Here is a 16,504-nt window from a genome sequence, read left to right as displayed (position 1 = left end):
TGTTAAAGGAGAATGAATGTGTGTGGAACCGTTAATGGAATTGCGATTTTTATAGTGTATTGTGTAAATTTAATTTCTTGCTTCTGAAGTATTGACTCGTAAAATAATTTTATGATAAAATAAAAATTTTGCTAAAAAACTAAAAGTATGTTAAGCTTGAGAAGGTTACCATATATGGAGGTGGATTATTTGTTTCAAATTGGTGATAATATTGTTTATCCAATGCAGGGAGCAGGTATAATTAAAGCCATAGAAGAGAAGGAAATCTCAGGAGAAAAACAACAGTATTATGTTATAAAAATGTCGGCTAGTAATATGGAACTAATGATTCCAGCAGGGAGAATATTGAATTCGAATATACGACCAGTTACGGATATAACCGCATTAGCACACATAATGGATATTTTTCAACATGGGGAATCAGATAGATTACTTACGTGGAAACAAAGGTATAAATTGAACACTGATAAAATAAAGACGGGTAAAATGCAAGAAGGTGCTGAAGTTGTGCGTGATTTAATGCGTATACAGAAAGAAAAAGCACTTAATGCAAGCGAAAAGAAGATGTTAGATAACGCATATGAATTTTTGATTAGTGAACTGGGATTAATTGAAGGTATCACAGAAAATCAGATAAAAAGCTTTTGTTAAGGTTCATTACAAATAATGTATTATATCCCAAAAAAGATCTTGAATTTTTTGGGAACATAATTATAGAAAATTTATCATTTCAAAGACATTCAACTCTTTCAAACCACTTTTAGAGCATTACCTCTATTGTTATTACTACAATCAAATCCATTTTTATTTTTTAATTTCATTTATGAATGTTCGAAGTTTAATTGAATACTTCGATAAAATAGTTACTTGATTTTTGCAATCCTGATTCACACTGGCACGGACGAGGAGCCGTAAGGATGAAAGAGAGGTAGGGCTTTCATTGTTTTAGGTATATAAGTTATTATTTTTAGAAGAATACTGAACCATTTTCACTTCTATTGATAAGGTGTTTTTTATTAAAGGGATAAACGAATTGACAGCCATATATGGTCAACAAAAAAGGTTTCCTCCTAAGGAAACCTTTTTAATATTATTTATAGCATTTTATTTTTTGGATATTCGAATTTTTTATTGTAAAGTCGTAAAAATTGACGTTACTATCTAAAAGTAAGTATGATGCGATTATAGTAAGATTTTTTAGGGGGAAGAAAAATGACAAGTTCAAGTAATAAAGCAGCGAGTATTTATGAAGGAACAAATGTAAATGCTGGGGGATTTTTTGAAAACGTTGAAGAAACAAAGTTGTTTGATCCAATTCAAGTTGGAACTTGGTCTCTTCGTAATCGTATAGCGATGGCACCGATGACAAGATGCTTTGCAGATAATGAGACTGGAGCAGTTGGTGCTGATGTAGTGGAGTACTACAGAAAACGTGCTGCGGATGGAATAGGACTAATTATTACAGAAGGAATTGTCATTAGTCCGAGAGCAAAAGGAAACCCAGGAGTACCAGGTATTTATACACAAGAACAAATCGATTCTTGGAAACCTGTTACAGAGGCAGTACATAAAGAAGGCGGGACGATTATTGCTCAAATATGGCATGTTGGGCGTATGAGTCATCATGAAATAATTGGTGGTCAAATGCCACAAGCACCGTCGGCTATCGCTGCAGAGGGGAATGTTCCACGCTTTCGTAAACCGTTTGATACGCCAGAAGCAATGACGTTAGAAGAAATACAAGAAGTGATCGGTCAATACGCACAAGCTGCGAAAAATGCGATCGAAGCTGGATTTGATGGAGTAGAAATTCACGGTGCACACGGATATTTAATCGATCAATTTACGTATGAGTTTGCGAATAAGCGAACAGATAAATATGGCGGTGATTTAAAACAAAGGTTAACGTTTATGAAAGAAGTAACGGCGGCTGTAATAGAAGCTGTTGGAGCTAATAAAACACTTCTTCGTTTCTCTGCTTTCAAAGGTGATAATCCTACTTATATGTGGGAAAACCCTGAGTTTGCAATTGAAACGTTCATAAATATGTTTAAAGAGGTTGGGTTAACGATGATCCATCCTTCAACGATGAATTATACGCAAGAGATTGCTGACGGAAAGAATTTTCATCAACTAGTAAGAAAATATTGGGATGGTACGATTGTTGGGGTTGGTAATTTAAATCCGAAAGAGGCCGAAGAAGCGTTGCAAGAAGGAACGATTGATGTAGCGGCATTCGGAAGACCGTTAATTGCTAATCCAGACTTTGTTCATCGAATTAAACACGCTGAAAGTTTAGTTGAATATGACGCGAAAGAGCATCTTGCTACGTTAGTATGAATAAAGATAAAAGGAGAGCACATCGAGTGTTCTCCTTTTATTATGGAATTTCATAGGGGGAAGCGGGATGAGTGAAACGCTACTCGTTATTATTAGTATATTACTATTTTTAATGTTGCTTTTAATCGTCTTTTTTATCATTACATTTTTTATAAAAAAACGAACACACCATTCTATTTTAAAATTACATCCGTACTTAGGAAGAATGCGCTACTTACTGGAAAAGATAGGGCCTGAATTTCGACAATATTGGTTTGATCATGATACGGATGGAAAGCCTTTCTCACGTTATGATTTTCAAAGTGTTATGTTTTTAGCGAAATATCGCTCTGAAATACTTGGTTTTGGATCAAAACGAGATTTTGAAGCTTCTGGATATTATATTGCTAATACATTATTTCCGATATTAACTGAGGAATTAAGTGTGAATCTCACGCAAGAGCGGGAAGGTAAAAAGTACGTGATTCATAAAGAAGGGTTATTTTCAAGAAGAGAAAAATTGACAGCGGATACAACGAATCTTTGGCTGTACGAAGAAGATGATGCAATTATAGTCGGTGAGAACCGTAAATATCCGTGGAAGCTACATGGCATGTTTGGTGCATCTGCGACTTCTTACGGTGCGATTGGAGAAAATTATATTTTAGCGAGTGGTTTTGGAGCAAAAATGGCAGGCGGATCGTGGATTAATACGGGTGAAGGTGGCGTTATTCCAGAACATTTACATACAGGAGCGAGTGTCGTTGCGCAAATTGGTCCAGGGTTATTTGGATACCGTGATGAAGACGGTAATTTTTCAATGGGAAAATTCATGGAGAAAGCGAAAGAAAGTAATATTAGAGCATTCGAATTGAAATTTGGGCAAGGTGCTAAAATACGTGGTGGTCATTTAGAGGGACAAAAAGTAAATGAGAAAATTGCTTTTGTTCGCAACGTCCGAAAGGGAGAGACGATTAATTCACCGAATCGATTTTCATTTTTAAAGAATGCAGCGGATACACTTTGTTTTATTCAACAGTTACAAGAAAACAGCGGTAAACCAGTTGGAATGAAAATTGTAATTGGTCAGCAGGAGCCTTTGGAAGATTTAATAAAAACAATGAAAGAACTAAACATTTACCCAGATTTTATTACAATCGACGGTTCAGAAGGCGGGTCAGGGGCAACGTATAAATCGATGGCAGATTGTATGGGACTGCCGCTTATTCCAGCATTACTTACATTTATTGATACAGCAAACCATTATGGTGTCCGTAACAAGTTTAAAGTATTTGCATCGGGTAAATTAATCACACCAGATAAAGTGGCGATTGCTTTAGCGATTGGGGCGGATGCTGTAAGTTCAGCCCGTGGGTTTATGATGGCAAGTGGCTGTATTATGGCCCTTCAATGTAATTCTGGTCAATGTCCATCTGGTGTAGCCACGACGAATCCGCATTATCAAAAAGCGTTAGATCCGTATGAGAAGAAGTGGCGAGTCATGAATTATATTATTAGTATGAGATATAGTTTATTTTCATTAGCGGCAGCGGCGGGAGTGAAGAGCCCGCGCCATTTAACTAGAGAGCATATTGTGTTTAAAGACGAGGTGGGGAGAGTAGTTCCTCTTTCGGAATTGTTTCCTATAGTAAATCAAACCTAAAAGTATATTTGATGTGTAAGATTTTTTAGAGGAATAATTATATTTTTGGAAAAATTAGGAGTATAATAGGGGAGTATTTTTGAAAATGACTATTTTTAGGGAGAGATTCACTTGCAGCAAGGTTCGTACAGTATTACAATTTTTTTACTCGTCATAGGGCTCGTTATATTTAGACGCATGCGCTCTATGAATCGACCAATTAATAATAAAGGAAGACGACTACTATTGCCATTATTCTTCTTATTACCAGGTTTTTCTTTATACGCAGCACCGATACAACTTGCTGGTTGGCAAATTGGTATAGCTGCTGGGATCGGACTGTTATTGTCAATTCCACTTATTATTTTAAGTGGGTATGAAGTCAGAGAAGATGGTCAAATTTATGCAAAAAAAAGTATCGCTTTTATTGCTACATTTTTAGTTATCGTTCTTTTACGTGCTTATTTTAGAAGACATTTACAAGGTCTAGATCCAAAGTCAATCGGCATTCTTTTCTACACTCTTGCGGTTTGTTATATAGTACCTTGGCGTATTGGATGCTATATGAAATTTCGTAAAGTATATGTAGAGAAAGCAAAATTTGAGACGTCAATAAGCTAAAAGTCATACATTTGTATGGCTTTTAGTTTTTAAAATTTATCGGGTAAAGGAATGAAAATAAGGTGTGAAAAAACACTCTTTAATTTTCTGAATATTATTACTTTAATTTCTTGAAAAATCATTGTAATCCACTGGGATAAAGGCGTTTATAAAGGTTTTCACATGTAATGAAAAGTGCTCGTTCACTTGAAAGAACAAAAAATGTTTGTTAAGGTAGGGAACCATAAGTGAAAACAAGAAAAATGAAAGTAAGGACTTATTGACAATAAAAAATAAGTAACTTATAATAAATCTTGAGTTCGAGATAAATAATGTTCATAATGAAAATTTATTATGGTTATAAATCGAACAAATATTTTTTGTGAATTATCTTGAATTCGAGATAATTCAATAGGTTAGACGCCGATACGTAATTTTTTGATTAATATCTCGAATTCGAGATAAAATTATAATGACGGATTTTACTTTGTAGCATGGACAAAATGAATAATGAATTTAAATGTAAAAGAATTTTTATAATGAAATAAAAAAGGAGTGGAAGAAATGGAAAAGAAAACAATGGGAATCCATCATATTACAGCGATTGTAGGGCATCCACAAGAAAATGTAGACTTTTATGCTGGTGTATTGGGGTTACGTTTAGTGAAACAAACAGTGAATTTTGATGATCCAGGTACGTACCATCTTTATTTTGGAAATGAAGGAGGAAAGCCTGGAACAATTATTACGTTTTTCCCATGGGCAGGTGCTCGTCAAGGTATTATTGGAGATGGTCAAGTAGGAATTACGTCTTACGTTGTACCAAAAGGTGCAATGGAGTTTTGGGAAAATAGATTAGAAAAATTCGATGTTTCGTATACAAAAATGACTCGTTTTGGAGAGCGGTATTTAGAATTTGATGATCCGCATGGTTTGCATATAGAATTAGTTGAAAGAGAAAAAGGCGAATTAAATAATTGGAGTTTTGGAGAAGTTACACCAGAAGTAGCAATTAAAGGGTTTGGAGGTGCTGTTCTTTTATCTACACAGCCTCAAAAAACAGCTGAATTGTTAGAACATATTATGGGTCTTGAGAAAATTGGAGAAGAGGGTGAATTTGTTCGATTCCGTTCTTCTGCTGACATTGGAAATATTATTGATTTGAAATTATCAACAATCGGTCGTGGCCAAATGGGCGTTGGCACAGTTCATCATATTGCCTGGAGAGCGAGTGACGATGCTGATCAGCTAGACTGGAAAGAGCATGTGTCGCGTTTTGGATATCACGTAACTCCTGTACAAGATCGAAATTATTTTAACGCGATTTATTTTAGAGAACATGGTGAAATCTTATTTGAAATTGCAACAGATCCTCCTGGTTTCGCTCATGATGAATCGTTAGAGACGATGGGTGAGGAATTAAAGTTACCGGAACAATATGAACAACATAGAAAACAGATTGAACAAACGCTTTTACCATTTGAAGTGAGAAATTTAGATTAAAGTGATTGAAGGGGGAACAGGATTATGATGAAACATGTTTTTCAAAAAGGAAAAGATACGTCAAAACCAGTGTTGTTATTACTTCATGGTACAGGTGGTAATGAATTAGATTTACTACCACTTGCAGAAATAGTTGATCCGGAAGCGTCGGTATTAAGCGTTAGGGGAAATGTGTTAGAGAATGGGATGCCGCGTTTCTTCCGCCGATTAGCAGAGGGCATTTTTGATGAAGAGGATTTAATTTTCCGTACGAAGGAATTAAATGAATTTTTAGATGAAGCGGCTAAAGAATATAAATTCGATAGAAATAACATTGTAGCTATCGGTTATTCGAATGGGGCAAATATCGCAGCAAGCTTATTATTCCATTACGAAAATGCATTGAAAGGTGCTGTACTTCATCACCCAATGGTACCAAGAAGAGGAATGCAATTAGCAAATTTAGCAGGTGAATTTGTGTTTATTGCTGCTGGGACAAATGATCCAATTTGTTCATCAGCAGAGTCAGAGGAATTGAAGATACTATTAGAAAATGCAAACGCGAATGTAACAATGCATTGGGAAAATCGAGGGCATCAATTAACGATGGGTGAAGTAGAAAAAGCAAAAGAGTGGTATGACAAAGTATTTTAAAAAAGAAGCATCTGCTAACGATTAGCAGATGCTTCTTTTTTATTTAAGACTGGATTGCAAGATGAGATGAAGAAAGTGGTAGCTCAATATCAACAATTGTACCTTTATTTAATTCGCTTGAAATGTGTAATTTACCATGATGTTCTTCAATTATTTTGTAACACATCATTAATCCTAGTCCTGTGCCTTTTTCTTTTAAACTATAAAAAGGTTCGCCTAGACGGGAGATACGATCTTCTGGAATGCCACAACCTTCATCGATAATTCGTATTAAGATGAAATTATCCTCTAATGGTTTTGTTTGGATGAAAATATTTCCGCCATTTGGCATCGCTTCTATCGCATTTTTTAATATGTTTATAAAAACTTGTTTTAATTGGTTACCGTCACATTGAATATCATATACGTAATCAAAATGATCCATGATGATATGAACGCTATGCATAATTGCAGTCGGTAAAATAAATGTAACTACCTCTTCAATTAAAGTTTGTATGTTACAAGTTTGGATAGATAATACTTGTGGCTTAGACATCGCCATAAATTGACTCGTGATGGATTCCATTTGTGAAATCTCACTTAACATAACATCGATATACCATTTTTGCTCCTCATTTATTTCAGGGAGGAGCAATGTTAGAAAACCCTTTAGGGAAGTGAGTGGATTCCGAATTTCATGGGCAATTCCAGCTGTCAGTTGTCCGACTACTGCGAGCTTCTCAGATTTTCGTAGTAACTTTTCAGTTTCTTTTAGCTCAGTAACATCTCTCCCCATCACGATAAGACCTTTGCGAGAACCATCAGGATGATAAAGCGGAACTTTTGATATACTTAAGATTAAATCGAAATCATCTCTATGTATAATAAATTCCTCGCCATGAAGAATTTGTCTTTGTTGCCATGCTAGTTCATCGACTTCTTCACAATGTAAAAAAGCTTCTCGGTATGCTTCATTATATTGAATGAGTTCGCTATCTTTTTTCCCGTGGTAAGGTACATGATGGAAGTTGAAGCAAGAAAGTGCGTAGTCATTTGCCTCAAGCCAGCGCCCTTCATGATCTTTAAATATAACAAACGCAGGCATGGAGTTTACTAATGTACGTAATCTCTTCTCACTTTCTTTTAGCATATTCTCAATTCTTTCTGATTTTTCAAGTGGCTTCATAATAGCGTATACACCAGTAAGACGATTTTGAACAAAAATAGGAACTAGTTTTGTCACAACATCTAATAAGAATCCATTTTTATGATAAATAGATAAGATATACTCTTGTTGATTATCCGCTTCAGTATTCTTTATATTTTGTAATACTTGCTCAGAAATATGGGCTCCTAAAATAGAGGTAATATTTTTCTGTTCTAATTCTAAAGAAGTGTAACCTAATATTCTTTCGGCAGAAGGATTTATATGTAGAATAACTCCTTCTAAGTTTAATGAAATAATACTATCAGGATTATGTTCGAACAGAGATGCGTACATTTCTGTTAATGAACGATCTTGTATATGGTTTCGCAAACGTCTAGAAATGTTCGGATGACGTTTTTTTTGAGTTGGTGAATATTTTTTACGACTCATAATAGTTCCTCCGTACAAATAGCATCTAAAAAGATTTGTCTATTCATAACTATAATATAGATGTGATGTGTATTTCTATAAAAAATGGAAGTTATAGAATAAATTTTGTTTTTTTATTTTTTTTGCAAAGTGAATGCAGGATGGTAATAAGGGGAGCTTATATTGTTTTATAACCCTTTTGTAAGTTACAGACGGCTGTTTTCCGTATAACATTAGGGTAGAGGAGGGGGAGAGAAAATGAAAAATTATATTCAAGGGATTGATCACGTGCAAGTAGCTGCACCTGTAGAGTGTGAAGAAGAGGCGCGTGATTTTTATGGGAATAAAATTGGTATGGTAGAAATTCCAAAGCCAGAAGAGTTGAAAAAACGAGGTGGATGTTGGTTTAAATGTGGAAATCAAGAAATCCATATTGGTGTCGAGCGGAACTTTACACCAGCTAAAAAGGCTCATCCAGCTTTTTATGTGAATGAAATTAATGAATTTAAGCAAACACTTATAGAGAAAGGTGTAAAAGTGATTGATGATTATGCACGGCCAGATGTAATTCGATTTTACGTATCAGACCCGTTTGGAAACAGAATTGAATTTATGCAAAATAAAGACTAGGTGTATTCCCACCTAGTCTTTAACTTCTTCTGAAAAGTCCTAACACTTCTACAGTTTCTGTAATATTAACGAATGCATTCGGGTCAATTTCAGAAATTGTAAGTTTCATACTTGCTAATTCTTCACGAGAAACGACCGTCATAAGTACACGCTTTTTCTCGCTTGAATAAGCGCCTTCGCCATCAAGTAACGTTATTCCACGTACAACAGTTGAAAGAAGCTGTTTTTTCATTTTTTCTGCTTCATTTGTTACAATCATAAGTGTAACTTTACGATGTTTTGTATGAACAGCATCAATTACTTTACCAGTTACATAAATTGAAAGTAAGCTTGTAAGTGCAACATCCCAGGTGAAGAAGAATCCTGCGATTATTACAACGACTGCATTTAAAATAATAAGGAATCCGCCAAGTTTAATGTCTCGCTTGCGGGATAAAAGCATACCGATAATATCAAATCCACCAGTGGATCCATTACAGTTAAAAACAAGACCAATACCAGCTCCGGCGATGACACCTCCGAAGATAGAAGATAACAATGGATCTGTTGCTACGACTTTTACTGGAACGTAGTATAATGCAACAGATAATACAACTACAGAGACAACTGTGTTAAAAATTACTTTTTTTCCAAGACCTATGTACCCTAAAATAAGGATAGGTAAGTTTAATACAAAGTTAATAATGCCTGTGTTTACAGGGGTTACAATCCCTAAAATAATAGCAATTCCGCCAATTCCACTACTTAAAATTTTGTGGGGGATAAGGAAAAGATTAAAGGCAACCGCAATAATAATAGAACCGATAATAACACCAAGGAATCTGACCATTTCTTTCCCGTCCTTCACTGAAAAATTCATATTATTTCAAGATTATATATGATATTAAAAGTTTTGGGTAAAAACAGTTTATTTTGGTAAATTAGATTAATCGAAAGAATTTGAGTATTTTATCATTTGAAAGGGGATACAGTTGTGAAGATAAAAACATATCAACAGAAAAGCCCGTTGAAGCAAGAATGTGAGGATTCTTATTTTTGTAATAAAGATAAAAAGATTTATGGTGTATGTGACGGTGCAACACCACTTGTCCCGTTTCGTGATGAAAATGGACATAATGGAGCATACATCGCTTCGCATTTATTTGCAAATTATTTTACTGCATTACGAGAGAATCATAGTTTACAATTTGCAGTTACCAAAGCAAATGAAGCATTACAAAGCAAAATGTTAGAATATGAAGTAGACACGAGAAAAAAAGAGCATTTGTGGTGCACATGTATCGCGGCAGTTCAAATAGTTGGTGAGAAAATTGAATATGCGCAGCTTGGGGACTGTATGATTGTCGCAACTTTTCAAAATGGAACGATGCAAGTATTAACGAAAGACACAGTTGAAGGAATTAGTAAACGAGCAAAAAGGAAGAGGGAAGAAGATCGTAAAAAAGGGTTATCTGTACCAGAAGAATATGTTTTTCAAGATGTGCGAGAACAGTTAAAATACAATCGTTATCTTGCAAATATGCCAAATGGTTATTCAGTTGCAAATGGAATGAAAGAAGCGATACATTATTTACAACATGGTGAATTACATATAGATGAAGTGAGTGGAATTTTTATTTGTTCAGACGGGTTATTCCACCCAGATTGGTCATTAGAACAAACTGTTGCATATATAAGAAAGAATAGTATAAACGAATATGTAGCAATCATTGAAAAGCTGGAAGGGGAAAAGAGAATAAAACCAGATGATAAAACGATTATTATGATTGATTTTTAAGAGGAGGCAGTTCAAATGGAAATTAAATATGTCAATCTAACATTTCAAGATGAATTAGTTCCTTTAGAAAAAGTAAATCAACTGATTATCCACCATACAGCTGAAGATGGATGGGACGTGTATAAAACACATGAATTTCATCAAACTGTAAGAGGGTGGAGCGGGATTGGTTACAACTATTTTATCGAAAAGGACGGAACTGTAGTGGAAGGGCGAGGTTTACATATTGGAGCGCACGCGAAAGACCATAACCGTCATACAATTGGAATATGTATGACGGGAAATTTCGATAAATACGATCCAACTCCTGCACAAGTGAATGCATTATATTCTTTATGCAAAATGTTTATGAAGCAATTTGCTATAAAGAAAGAAAATATACTAGGTCATAGAGAGTTAGAAGGAGTTACAAAAAGCTGTCCTGGTAATCGTTTTTCTATGGTAGAGTTAAGGAAGATATTATCTTAAATATAGAGGAGTAACAACGATGATGAATATAAAAATACCAAATGATAAAAAAGAAGAGCTTGTAGCGCAAATTCAGCAATTTTTCGTTGAAGAAGATTTAGATGAAATTGGACGTTTCCAAGCAGAGCGTTTAATAGAAGAAATGGTTAAATTAGTTGGACCATTTGCATACAATCAAGCAATTGGAGATGCAAGAAAGCTTGTAAGTGAGAAATTAACGAATATCGAAGAAGATTTATACGTGTTAGAGAAGAATGAAGGAAAATAAAAAAAGAGCCCATCGGCTCTTTTTTTATTTGATTGATAGCAAAAAAACATAGGGAAAACACGGAAAAGACATTGAAAATACACCTTTTATTTTTAGAATATTCTTAGTTTTAAAATACTTCAGAAAGGAAGATTGTAATGAGATTAACGCCAAGAGAAATTGATAAACTGCTAGTAGTTGTTGCGGCTGATTTAGCTTATCGACGAAAGGAGAGGGGGCTTAAGTTAAACTATCCAGAAAGTATCGCTATTATTACGTATGAAATTTTGGAAGGAGCAAGAGATGGTAAAAATGTAGCGGAATTAATGGAACTTGGAAAAAACATTTTAAGTGCTGAAGATGTTATGGATGGTATTGCAGACATGATAGCAGATATTCAAGTTGAGGCAACTTTTCCTGATGGAACAAAATTAGTAACTATTCATCAGCCAATTCATTAAAGGAAGTGAATGTTATGATTCCAGGGCAATATATCCTTGCGAAAGAAGACATAGTATGTAATGGAAATAAAAAAGCAATGAAAGTCAAAGTGATAAATCAGGGAGATAGACCCATTCAAATTGGATCTCATTACCACTTTTATGAAGTGAATGAGGCGTTAAAATTCAATCGCAGTGTAGCAATTGGACAACATTTAAATATTCCAGCAGGTACAGCGGTAAGATTTGAGCCTGGAGATGAAAAAACGATTGAACTAGTTCCATATTCAGGGGAACAAGAAGTATATGGATTTAAAAATAAAGTGGATGGCGATATTCAATCTTACACAAAAAGAGGGAGATAGCATGAGTTTTAAGATGTCACGTAAACAATATGCTGATTTATATGGTCCAACTACAGGAGATTCTATTCGTTTAGCGGATACACAATTATTCGCACATGTTGATCGAAATGCCACTGTATATGGTGATGAAGCTGTCTTTGGTGGAGGAAAATCAATTAGGGATGGTATGGGACAAAATTCACAACTTACAAGAGAACAGGGGGTTGTGGATGTTGTTATTACGAATGCAATTATTATTGATTATACGGGAGTATATAAAGCGGATATTGGTATAAAAGATGGGAAGATTTCAGCAATTGGTAAGAGTGGTAATCCTTCAGTTATGGATAATATTGATATCATCATTGGAACATCAACGGAAGTAATTTCTGGTGAGCGGAAAATCGTTACAGCTGGAGGTATTGATACACATGTGCATTTCATATCCCCACAACAAATTGATACGGCATTGGCTTCAGGTATAACAACTTTAATTGGTGGGGGAACAGGACCGGCAGAAGGGACTAAGGCAACTACAATAACACCTGGATCTTGGAATTTAAGAAAAATGCTAGAAGCAGCAGAAGCTTTTCCTATAAATCTTGGATTTTTAGGGAAAGGAAATAGTTCAAGTTTACCTGCCCTGGAAGAACAAATATTTGCAGGGGCTATCGGATTGAAAATCCATGAAGATTGGGGAGCAACTTCGTCAGCAATTAATCACTCGTTACAGATTGCTGATAAATATGATATTCAAGTCGCTATTCATACGGATACGTTAAACGAATGTGGTTTTGTGGAAGAAACGATAAAAGCTATTGATAATCGTGTTATTCATACGTACCACACTGAAGGAGCTGGAGGTGGGCATGCGCCAGATATTATAAAGATTGCTGCGCTGAATAATATTTTACCATCATCAACGAACCCGACCTTGCCATATACAGTGAATACGCTGGATGAACATTTAGATATGCTCATGGTATGTCATCATTTAAAAGCGAATATTCCAGAAGATGTAATGTTTGCAGATTCAAGGATTCGAAAAGAAACAATCGCGGCAGAGGATATTTTGCAAGATTTAGGGGTTTTCAGCATGATTAGCTCTGACTCACAGGCGATGGGAAGGGTTGGAGAGGTTATTATTCGCAATTGGCAAACCGCCGATAAAATGAAAAAGCAGATTGGTAGTTTAGAGGGAGATAAAGAATATAACGATAATAATAGAATTCAACGTTATATAGCTAAGTATACAATTAATCCAGCTATTACACATGGGATTTCAGAATACGTGGGCTCTATTGAAATAGGAAAGTATGCAGACCTTGTAATATGGGATCCACAATTTTTCGGTGTTAAGCCAGATATGGTTTTGAAAAACGGAATGGTAGTGATGGCATTAATGGGAGACGAGAATGCTTCAATTCCTACCCCACAACCATATTATGAAAAAAAGATGTTTGGTGCATATGGAAAAGCAGTACAGTCAAGTTCGATTACATTTGTATCGAAAGTAGCTTATGAGAATAATATTAAAGAAAAATTAGGTTTAAATAAAGTTGTATTACCTGTTAAAAATACGAGAGAGATTTCGAAGCAAGATATGAAGTTAAATAATGCAACACCAGAAATTGAAGTAGATCCGCAGACATATGAAGTTAAAGTTGATGGACAAGTAATCACGTGTGAAGCAGTAGATGTACTACCTATGGCTCAAAGATATTTTTTATTTTGATATAACGGGGGAGATAAAATGATTATTGAAAAAATTAATAACAACGTATGCAATATGAATGATTTCTCAAACACAAAAAAGCATCTTGATAAGATATTAATTTCTAGTGAGCTTTTACTGAAGAGAGTTCAGAAATTATATTCAGAATCTGGTTTTGAAATTGGGGTGTCTTTAGATAGTGGAGAAACATTAAAGAACGGTGATATTTTATATGAAGATGAAAATCGAATTGTGTATATTGAAGTATTACCAGAAGAGGTAATTGTAATTACTCCAAAATCAATAAAAGAAATGGGGATTATTGCTCATAACTTAGGGAATAGACATTTACCAGCACAATTCGATGAAGGGTGCATGATTTTGGCGAACGACTACTTAGTAGAAGATTTACTTAAAAAGGAAGGTGTTCCTTATCAAAAAGAAAATAGAGTATTACCAAAACCGTTCAAGCATGCTTCGCACAAACATATTTAACCTACTTAACCTAATCCAAATTAGTGATTCGAACTTCCCAACAGGAAGTTTTAGTCACTCTTTTGGATTAGAAACATTTATTCAAGAGGGACAAGTTACAAATAAAGACGGGTTTTTCAAATGGGTTAATCGATATGTAAAAGTCCAATTAACATACACGGACGGCTTAATTTGCAAATATACTTACGAAGCCATTAAGAATAATGAGGGAGAACAAATTACATTTTTAGATGATTTAATAACAGCACAAACATTGCCTTTTGAATGTAGAAAAGCAAATAGAATGATTAGTAAAAGTACTTCTAAATTATTGTGTGAATTGTTCTCGTTTGTAAATTTAAATATATATAAAGAAAATATTATGGGTAATAAATTACAAGGTCATCCGAGTATTGTATACGGAATATTAGGGGCGGAATTGAAAATGACAATAGAAGAAACGCTCTTAGTTTTCTTATACTCAAGTGTTGGAAGTATAATTCAAAACGGTGTGAGAGCCATTCCTCTTGGACAAACAGATGGTCAAAAACTATTACAAGAATGCCATGAATTAATCTGCGAATCTATTGATAGAATTCAAATACTTTCATTAGAAGATTTTGGATTGAATGATCCTGAATTCGAAATAAATCAAATGCAACATGAAGATGTAAATGTAAGGGTCTTCATGTCATAGGGAGGAAGAATAAAATGATAAAGCCTATTAAAATTGGTATCGGTGGTCCGGTAGGTGCTGGGAAAACCATGTTAGTTGAAAAGTTAACAAAACATCTAAATACAGATTATGAAATTGCAGCAATTACAAACGATATTTATACGAAAGAAGATGCAAAGATTTTATTGAAAACAGGTGTTTTATCAGAAGATAGAATTATTGGTGTAGAGACAGGGGGGTGCCCGCATACAGCAATTCGAGAGGACGCTTCTATGAATTTTGAAGCAATTGAAGAACTCATGATTAGACATAATAATTTAGATATTATTTTTATTGAAAGCGGGGGTGATAATTTAGCTGCCACATTTAGTCCGGAGCTAGTGGATTTTTCAATTTATATTATTGATGTGGCACAGGGAGAAAAGATTCCGCGTAAAGGTGGACAAGGAATGATCAAATCTGATGTATTTGTAATTAATAAAACGGATTTGGCACCTTATGTAGGAGCTAATCTTGGAGTTATGGAGCAGGATACGAAAAATTACCGACATAATAAACCATACTTTTTTACAAATTTGAAGGATGAGGAAGGTTTACAAGAATTAATAAATTGGATGAGACAGAACATTATGTTAGAAGGACTGAAAAAATGAAATCCCCTACAGGTGTCTTAAACATTGATATGATGGAAAAGAGACATAAAACCGTACCTATTAAGGTTTATCATAAAGATGCCTTAAAAGTAACGCAGCCAATATATTTGGATGAGTATGGTAGAGCATATTACTATATTATGAATTCTGGTGGAGGCTATTTAAAAGGAGATTTCTATTCTATAAATATAAATGTTGGTAAAGATGCGAAAACATATATAACAAGCCAATCAGCAACGAAAGTTTACAAGACTCCAAATAGTTATGCTTTGCAAGAATTGAATTTTTATATTGGTGAGAATGCTGTTATGGAGTATTTACCAGACCCGTTAATTATGTACAAGGATGCAGCATATAAGCAAAAAACAAATATATATATGCAAAATAATTCTACATTGATTTTATGCGATTCAGTTACGCCTGGTTGGTCGCCAAATATGGAGAAGTTCACATACCAATATTTTGATTCGTTAACAAAAATATATATGGAAAATAAACTTGTAGTATACGATCATTTATTGCTAAACCCTTTCAAAGAGTCGTTAGATCAAATGGGAATATTAAATCAATATTCCCATTATGGTACTTTCATAGTTATTAATGAGAACATTACAAATGATTTAATTGCAACATTGAAAACATCACTTTCTAACACTAACAATATGAAAATTGGAATATCTTCTACACCATGTAAAGGCTTTGTCATTCGCATACTTAGTCATAATACTGAGGATATGGAGTCTATATTTTTTCAGTGTCATCGTTTTGTTAGAGAGAATTGTCTACATGAAGAATTAACATCCTATCGAAAATATTAAGTAGGAGAAGG

At 34.5% G+C, this 16,504-nt stretch carries 19 protein-coding genes; 17 read left to right on the top strand and 2 right to left on the bottom strand.

The window, feature by feature from the left end; translation table 11 throughout:
* The first annotated feature begins 189 nt into the window (after positions 1-189).
* The 6 genes from N2V80_RS18030 to N2V80_RS18005 all read left to right on the top strand — a co-directional run bounded on the left by N2V80_RS18030 (position 190) and on the right by N2V80_RS18005 (position 6,697).
* Positions 190-651 carry a CarD family transcriptional regulator gene (locus N2V80_RS18030; protein ID WP_170317877.1) on the top strand — a complete coding sequence of 154 codons (462 nt, stop codon included), beginning with the start codon at positions 190-192 and terminating at the stop codon, positions 649-651.
* Positions 652-1,212: 561 nt separating this feature from the next.
* Positions 1,213-2,340, top strand: coding sequence for an alkene reductase (locus N2V80_RS18025; protein WP_000204590.1), 1,128 nt, complete (start codon positions 1,213-1,215; stop codon positions 2,338-2,340).
* A gap of 67 nt (positions 2,341-2,407) precedes the next feature.
* Positions 2,408-3,982, top strand: a complete 1,575-nt coding sequence (locus N2V80_RS18020; protein ID WP_061655818.1) for an FMN-binding glutamate synthase family protein — start codon at positions 2,408-2,410, stop codon at positions 3,980-3,982.
* A gap of 111 nt (positions 3,983-4,093) precedes the next feature.
* Complete coding sequence (locus N2V80_RS18015) at positions 4,094-4,582, top strand: cytochrome c biogenesis protein CcdC (protein WP_001183922.1); 489 nt, start codon at positions 4,094-4,096, stop codon at positions 4,580-4,582.
* Between the two features lie 543 nt (positions 4,583-5,125).
* On the top strand, positions 5,126-6,064 hold the full coding sequence (locus tag N2V80_RS18010; protein WP_061655817.1) for a ring-cleaving dioxygenase: 939 nt from the start codon (positions 5,126-5,128) through the stop codon (positions 6,062-6,064).
* 24 nt (positions 6,065-6,088) lie between these two features.
* Positions 6,089-6,697: an alpha/beta hydrolase gene (locus N2V80_RS18005; RefSeq protein WP_061655816.1), complete on the top strand. Its 609-nt coding sequence runs from the start codon at positions 6,089-6,091 to the stop codon at positions 6,695-6,697.
* A gap of 43 nt (positions 6,698-6,740) precedes the next feature.
* Here the strand turns inward: N2V80_RS18005 and N2V80_RS18000 are convergent, their stop codons facing one another.
* A complete protein-coding gene (locus tag N2V80_RS18000; RefSeq protein WP_000087658.1) occupies positions 6,741-8,273 on the bottom strand; it encodes a BA3702 family sensor histidine kinase in 1,533 nt (510 codons plus the stop codon).
* A gap of 237 nt (positions 8,274-8,510) precedes the next feature.
* Here N2V80_RS18000 and N2V80_RS17995 point away from each other — a divergent pair, with 237 nt between their 5' ends.
* Positions 8,511-8,882 (top strand): VOC family protein, encoded by a 372-nt coding sequence (locus N2V80_RS17995; protein WP_000800766.1) that lies wholly within the window; start codon positions 8,511-8,513, stop codon positions 8,880-8,882.
* Between the two features lie 19 nt (positions 8,883-8,901).
* Here the strand turns inward: N2V80_RS17995 and N2V80_RS17990 are convergent, their stop codons facing one another.
* Positions 8,902-9,711 (bottom strand): YitT family protein, encoded by an 810-nt coding sequence (locus N2V80_RS17990; protein ID WP_000251344.1) that lies wholly within the window; start codon positions 9,709-9,711, stop codon positions 8,902-8,904.
* 126 nt (positions 9,712-9,837) lie between these two features.
* Here N2V80_RS17990 and N2V80_RS17985 point away from each other — a divergent pair, with 126 nt between their 5' ends.
* The 10 genes from N2V80_RS17985 (at position 9,838) to N2V80_RS17940 (ending at position 16,493) form a co-directional block, all read left to right on the top strand.
* Positions 9,838-10,659 (top strand): protein phosphatase 2C domain-containing protein, encoded by an 822-nt coding sequence (locus N2V80_RS17985; protein ID WP_002101224.1) that lies wholly within the window; start codon positions 9,838-9,840, stop codon positions 10,657-10,659.
* Positions 10,660-10,674: 15 nt separating this feature from the next.
* The gene (locus tag N2V80_RS17980; protein ID WP_000404192.1) at positions 10,675-11,127 is read left to right on the top strand and encodes a peptidoglycan recognition protein family protein; all 453 of its coding nucleotides are present in this window, start codon (positions 10,675-10,677) and stop codon (positions 11,125-11,127) included.
* Positions 11,128-11,146: 19 nt separating this feature from the next.
* Positions 11,147-11,395 carry a DUF2164 domain-containing protein gene (locus N2V80_RS17975; RefSeq protein ID WP_000981075.1) on the top strand — a complete coding sequence of 83 codons (249 nt, stop codon included), beginning with the start codon at positions 11,147-11,149 and terminating at the stop codon, positions 11,393-11,395.
* A gap of 137 nt (positions 11,396-11,532) precedes the next feature.
* Positions 11,533-11,835, top strand: coding sequence for an urease subunit gamma (locus tag N2V80_RS17970; RefSeq protein WP_061655815.1), 303 nt, complete (start codon positions 11,533-11,535; stop codon positions 11,833-11,835).
* 14 nt (positions 11,836-11,849) lie between these two features.
* Positions 11,850-12,179 carry an urease subunit beta gene (locus tag N2V80_RS17965; protein WP_000612160.1) on the top strand — a complete coding sequence of 110 codons (330 nt, stop codon included), beginning with the start codon at positions 11,850-11,852 and terminating at the stop codon, positions 12,177-12,179.
* Between the two features lies 1 nt (position 12,180).
* Entirely contained in the window at positions 12,181-13,893 is a 1,713-nt protein-coding gene (ureC, locus tag N2V80_RS17960) for an urease subunit alpha (RefSeq protein ID WP_000008664.1), read from the top strand.
* Positions 13,894-13,911: 18 nt separating this feature from the next.
* Complete coding sequence (locus N2V80_RS17955; protein ID WP_000582805.1) at positions 13,912-14,367, top strand: urease accessory protein UreE; 456 nt, start codon at positions 13,912-13,914, stop codon at positions 14,365-14,367.
* Positions 14,345-15,043: an urease accessory protein UreF gene (locus tag N2V80_RS17950; protein WP_061655814.1), complete on the top strand. Its 699-nt coding sequence runs from the start codon at positions 14,345-14,347 to the stop codon at positions 15,041-15,043. Before N2V80_RS17955 ends, N2V80_RS17950 begins: the two co-directional genes overlap by 23 nt.
* A gap of 14 nt (positions 15,044-15,057) precedes the next feature.
* Positions 15,058-15,675, top strand: a complete 618-nt coding sequence (ureG, locus tag N2V80_RS17945) for an urease accessory protein UreG (RefSeq protein WP_000594928.1) — start codon at positions 15,058-15,060, stop codon at positions 15,673-15,675.
* Entirely contained in the window at positions 15,672-16,493 is an 822-nt protein-coding gene (locus N2V80_RS17940; RefSeq protein WP_000841915.1) for an urease accessory protein UreD, read from the top strand. Before ureG ends, N2V80_RS17940 begins: the two co-directional genes overlap by 4 nt.
* Positions 16,494-16,504: the final 11 nt, after the last annotated feature.

It is taken from the genome of Bacillus sp. FSL W8-0640 (genome assembly GCF_038007725.1).
Taxonomy (GTDB): Bacteria; Bacillota; Bacilli; order Bacillales; family Bacillaceae_G; genus Bacillus_A; species Bacillus_A cereus.
The sequence above is the reverse complement of the archived record's forward strand: the minus strand, read 5'-3'. Positions and strand labels throughout refer to the sequence as shown.

What these genes read in the sequence shown, in the direction of transcription:
- N2V80_RS18025 (WP_000204590.1), top strand. Translation starts at nt 1,213, where the DNA reads ATGACAAGTTCAAGTAATAAAGCAGCGAGTATTTATGAAGGAACAAAT.
- N2V80_RS18020 (WP_061655818.1), top strand. Translation starts at nt 2,408, where the DNA reads ATGAGTGAAACGCTACTCGTTATTATTAGTATATTACTATTTTTAATG.
- N2V80_RS18010 (WP_061655817.1), top strand. Translation starts at nt 5,126, where the DNA reads ATGGAAAAGAAAACAATGGGAATCCATCATATTACAGCGATTGTAGGG.
- N2V80_RS18005 (WP_061655816.1), top strand. Translation starts at nt 6,089, where the DNA reads ATGATGAAACATGTTTTTCAAAAAGGAAAAGATACGTCAAAACCAGTG.
- N2V80_RS18000 (WP_000087658.1), bottom strand. Translation starts at nt 8,273, where the DNA reads ATGAGTCGTAAAAAATATTCACCAACTCAAAAAAAACGTCATCCGAAC.
- N2V80_RS17995 (WP_000800766.1), top strand. Translation starts at nt 8,511, where the DNA reads ATGAAAAATTATATTCAAGGGATTGATCACGTGCAAGTAGCTGCACCT.
- N2V80_RS17990 (WP_000251344.1), bottom strand. Translation starts at nt 9,711, where the DNA reads ATGGTCAGATTCCTTGGTGTTATTATCGGTTCTATTATTATTGCGGTT.
- N2V80_RS17980 (WP_000404192.1), top strand. Translation starts at nt 10,675, where the DNA reads ATGGAAATTAAATATGTCAATCTAACATTTCAAGATGAATTAGTTCCT.
- N2V80_RS17975 (WP_000981075.1), top strand. Translation starts at nt 11,147, where the DNA reads ATGATGAATATAAAAATACCAAATGATAAAAAAGAAGAGCTTGTAGCG.
- N2V80_RS17970 (WP_061655815.1), top strand. Translation starts at nt 11,533, where the DNA reads ATGAGATTAACGCCAAGAGAAATTGATAAACTGCTAGTAGTTGTTGCG.
- N2V80_RS17965 (WP_000612160.1), top strand. Translation starts at nt 11,850, where the DNA reads ATGATTCCAGGGCAATATATCCTTGCGAAAGAAGACATAGTATGTAAT.
- ureC (WP_000008664.1), top strand. Translation starts at nt 12,181, where the DNA reads ATGAGTTTTAAGATGTCACGTAAACAATATGCTGATTTATATGGTCCA.
- N2V80_RS17955 (WP_000582805.1), top strand. Translation starts at nt 13,912, where the DNA reads ATGATTATTGAAAAAATTAATAACAACGTATGCAATATGAATGATTTC.
- N2V80_RS17950 (WP_061655814.1), top strand. Translation starts at nt 14,345, where the DNA reads ATGCTTCGCACAAACATATTTAACCTACTTAACCTAATCCAAATTAGT.
- ureG (WP_000594928.1), top strand. Translation starts at nt 15,058, where the DNA reads ATGATAAAGCCTATTAAAATTGGTATCGGTGGTCCGGTAGGTGCTGGG.
- N2V80_RS17940 (WP_000841915.1), top strand. Translation starts at nt 15,672, where the DNA reads ATGAAATCCCCTACAGGTGTCTTAAACATTGATATGATGGAAAAGAGA.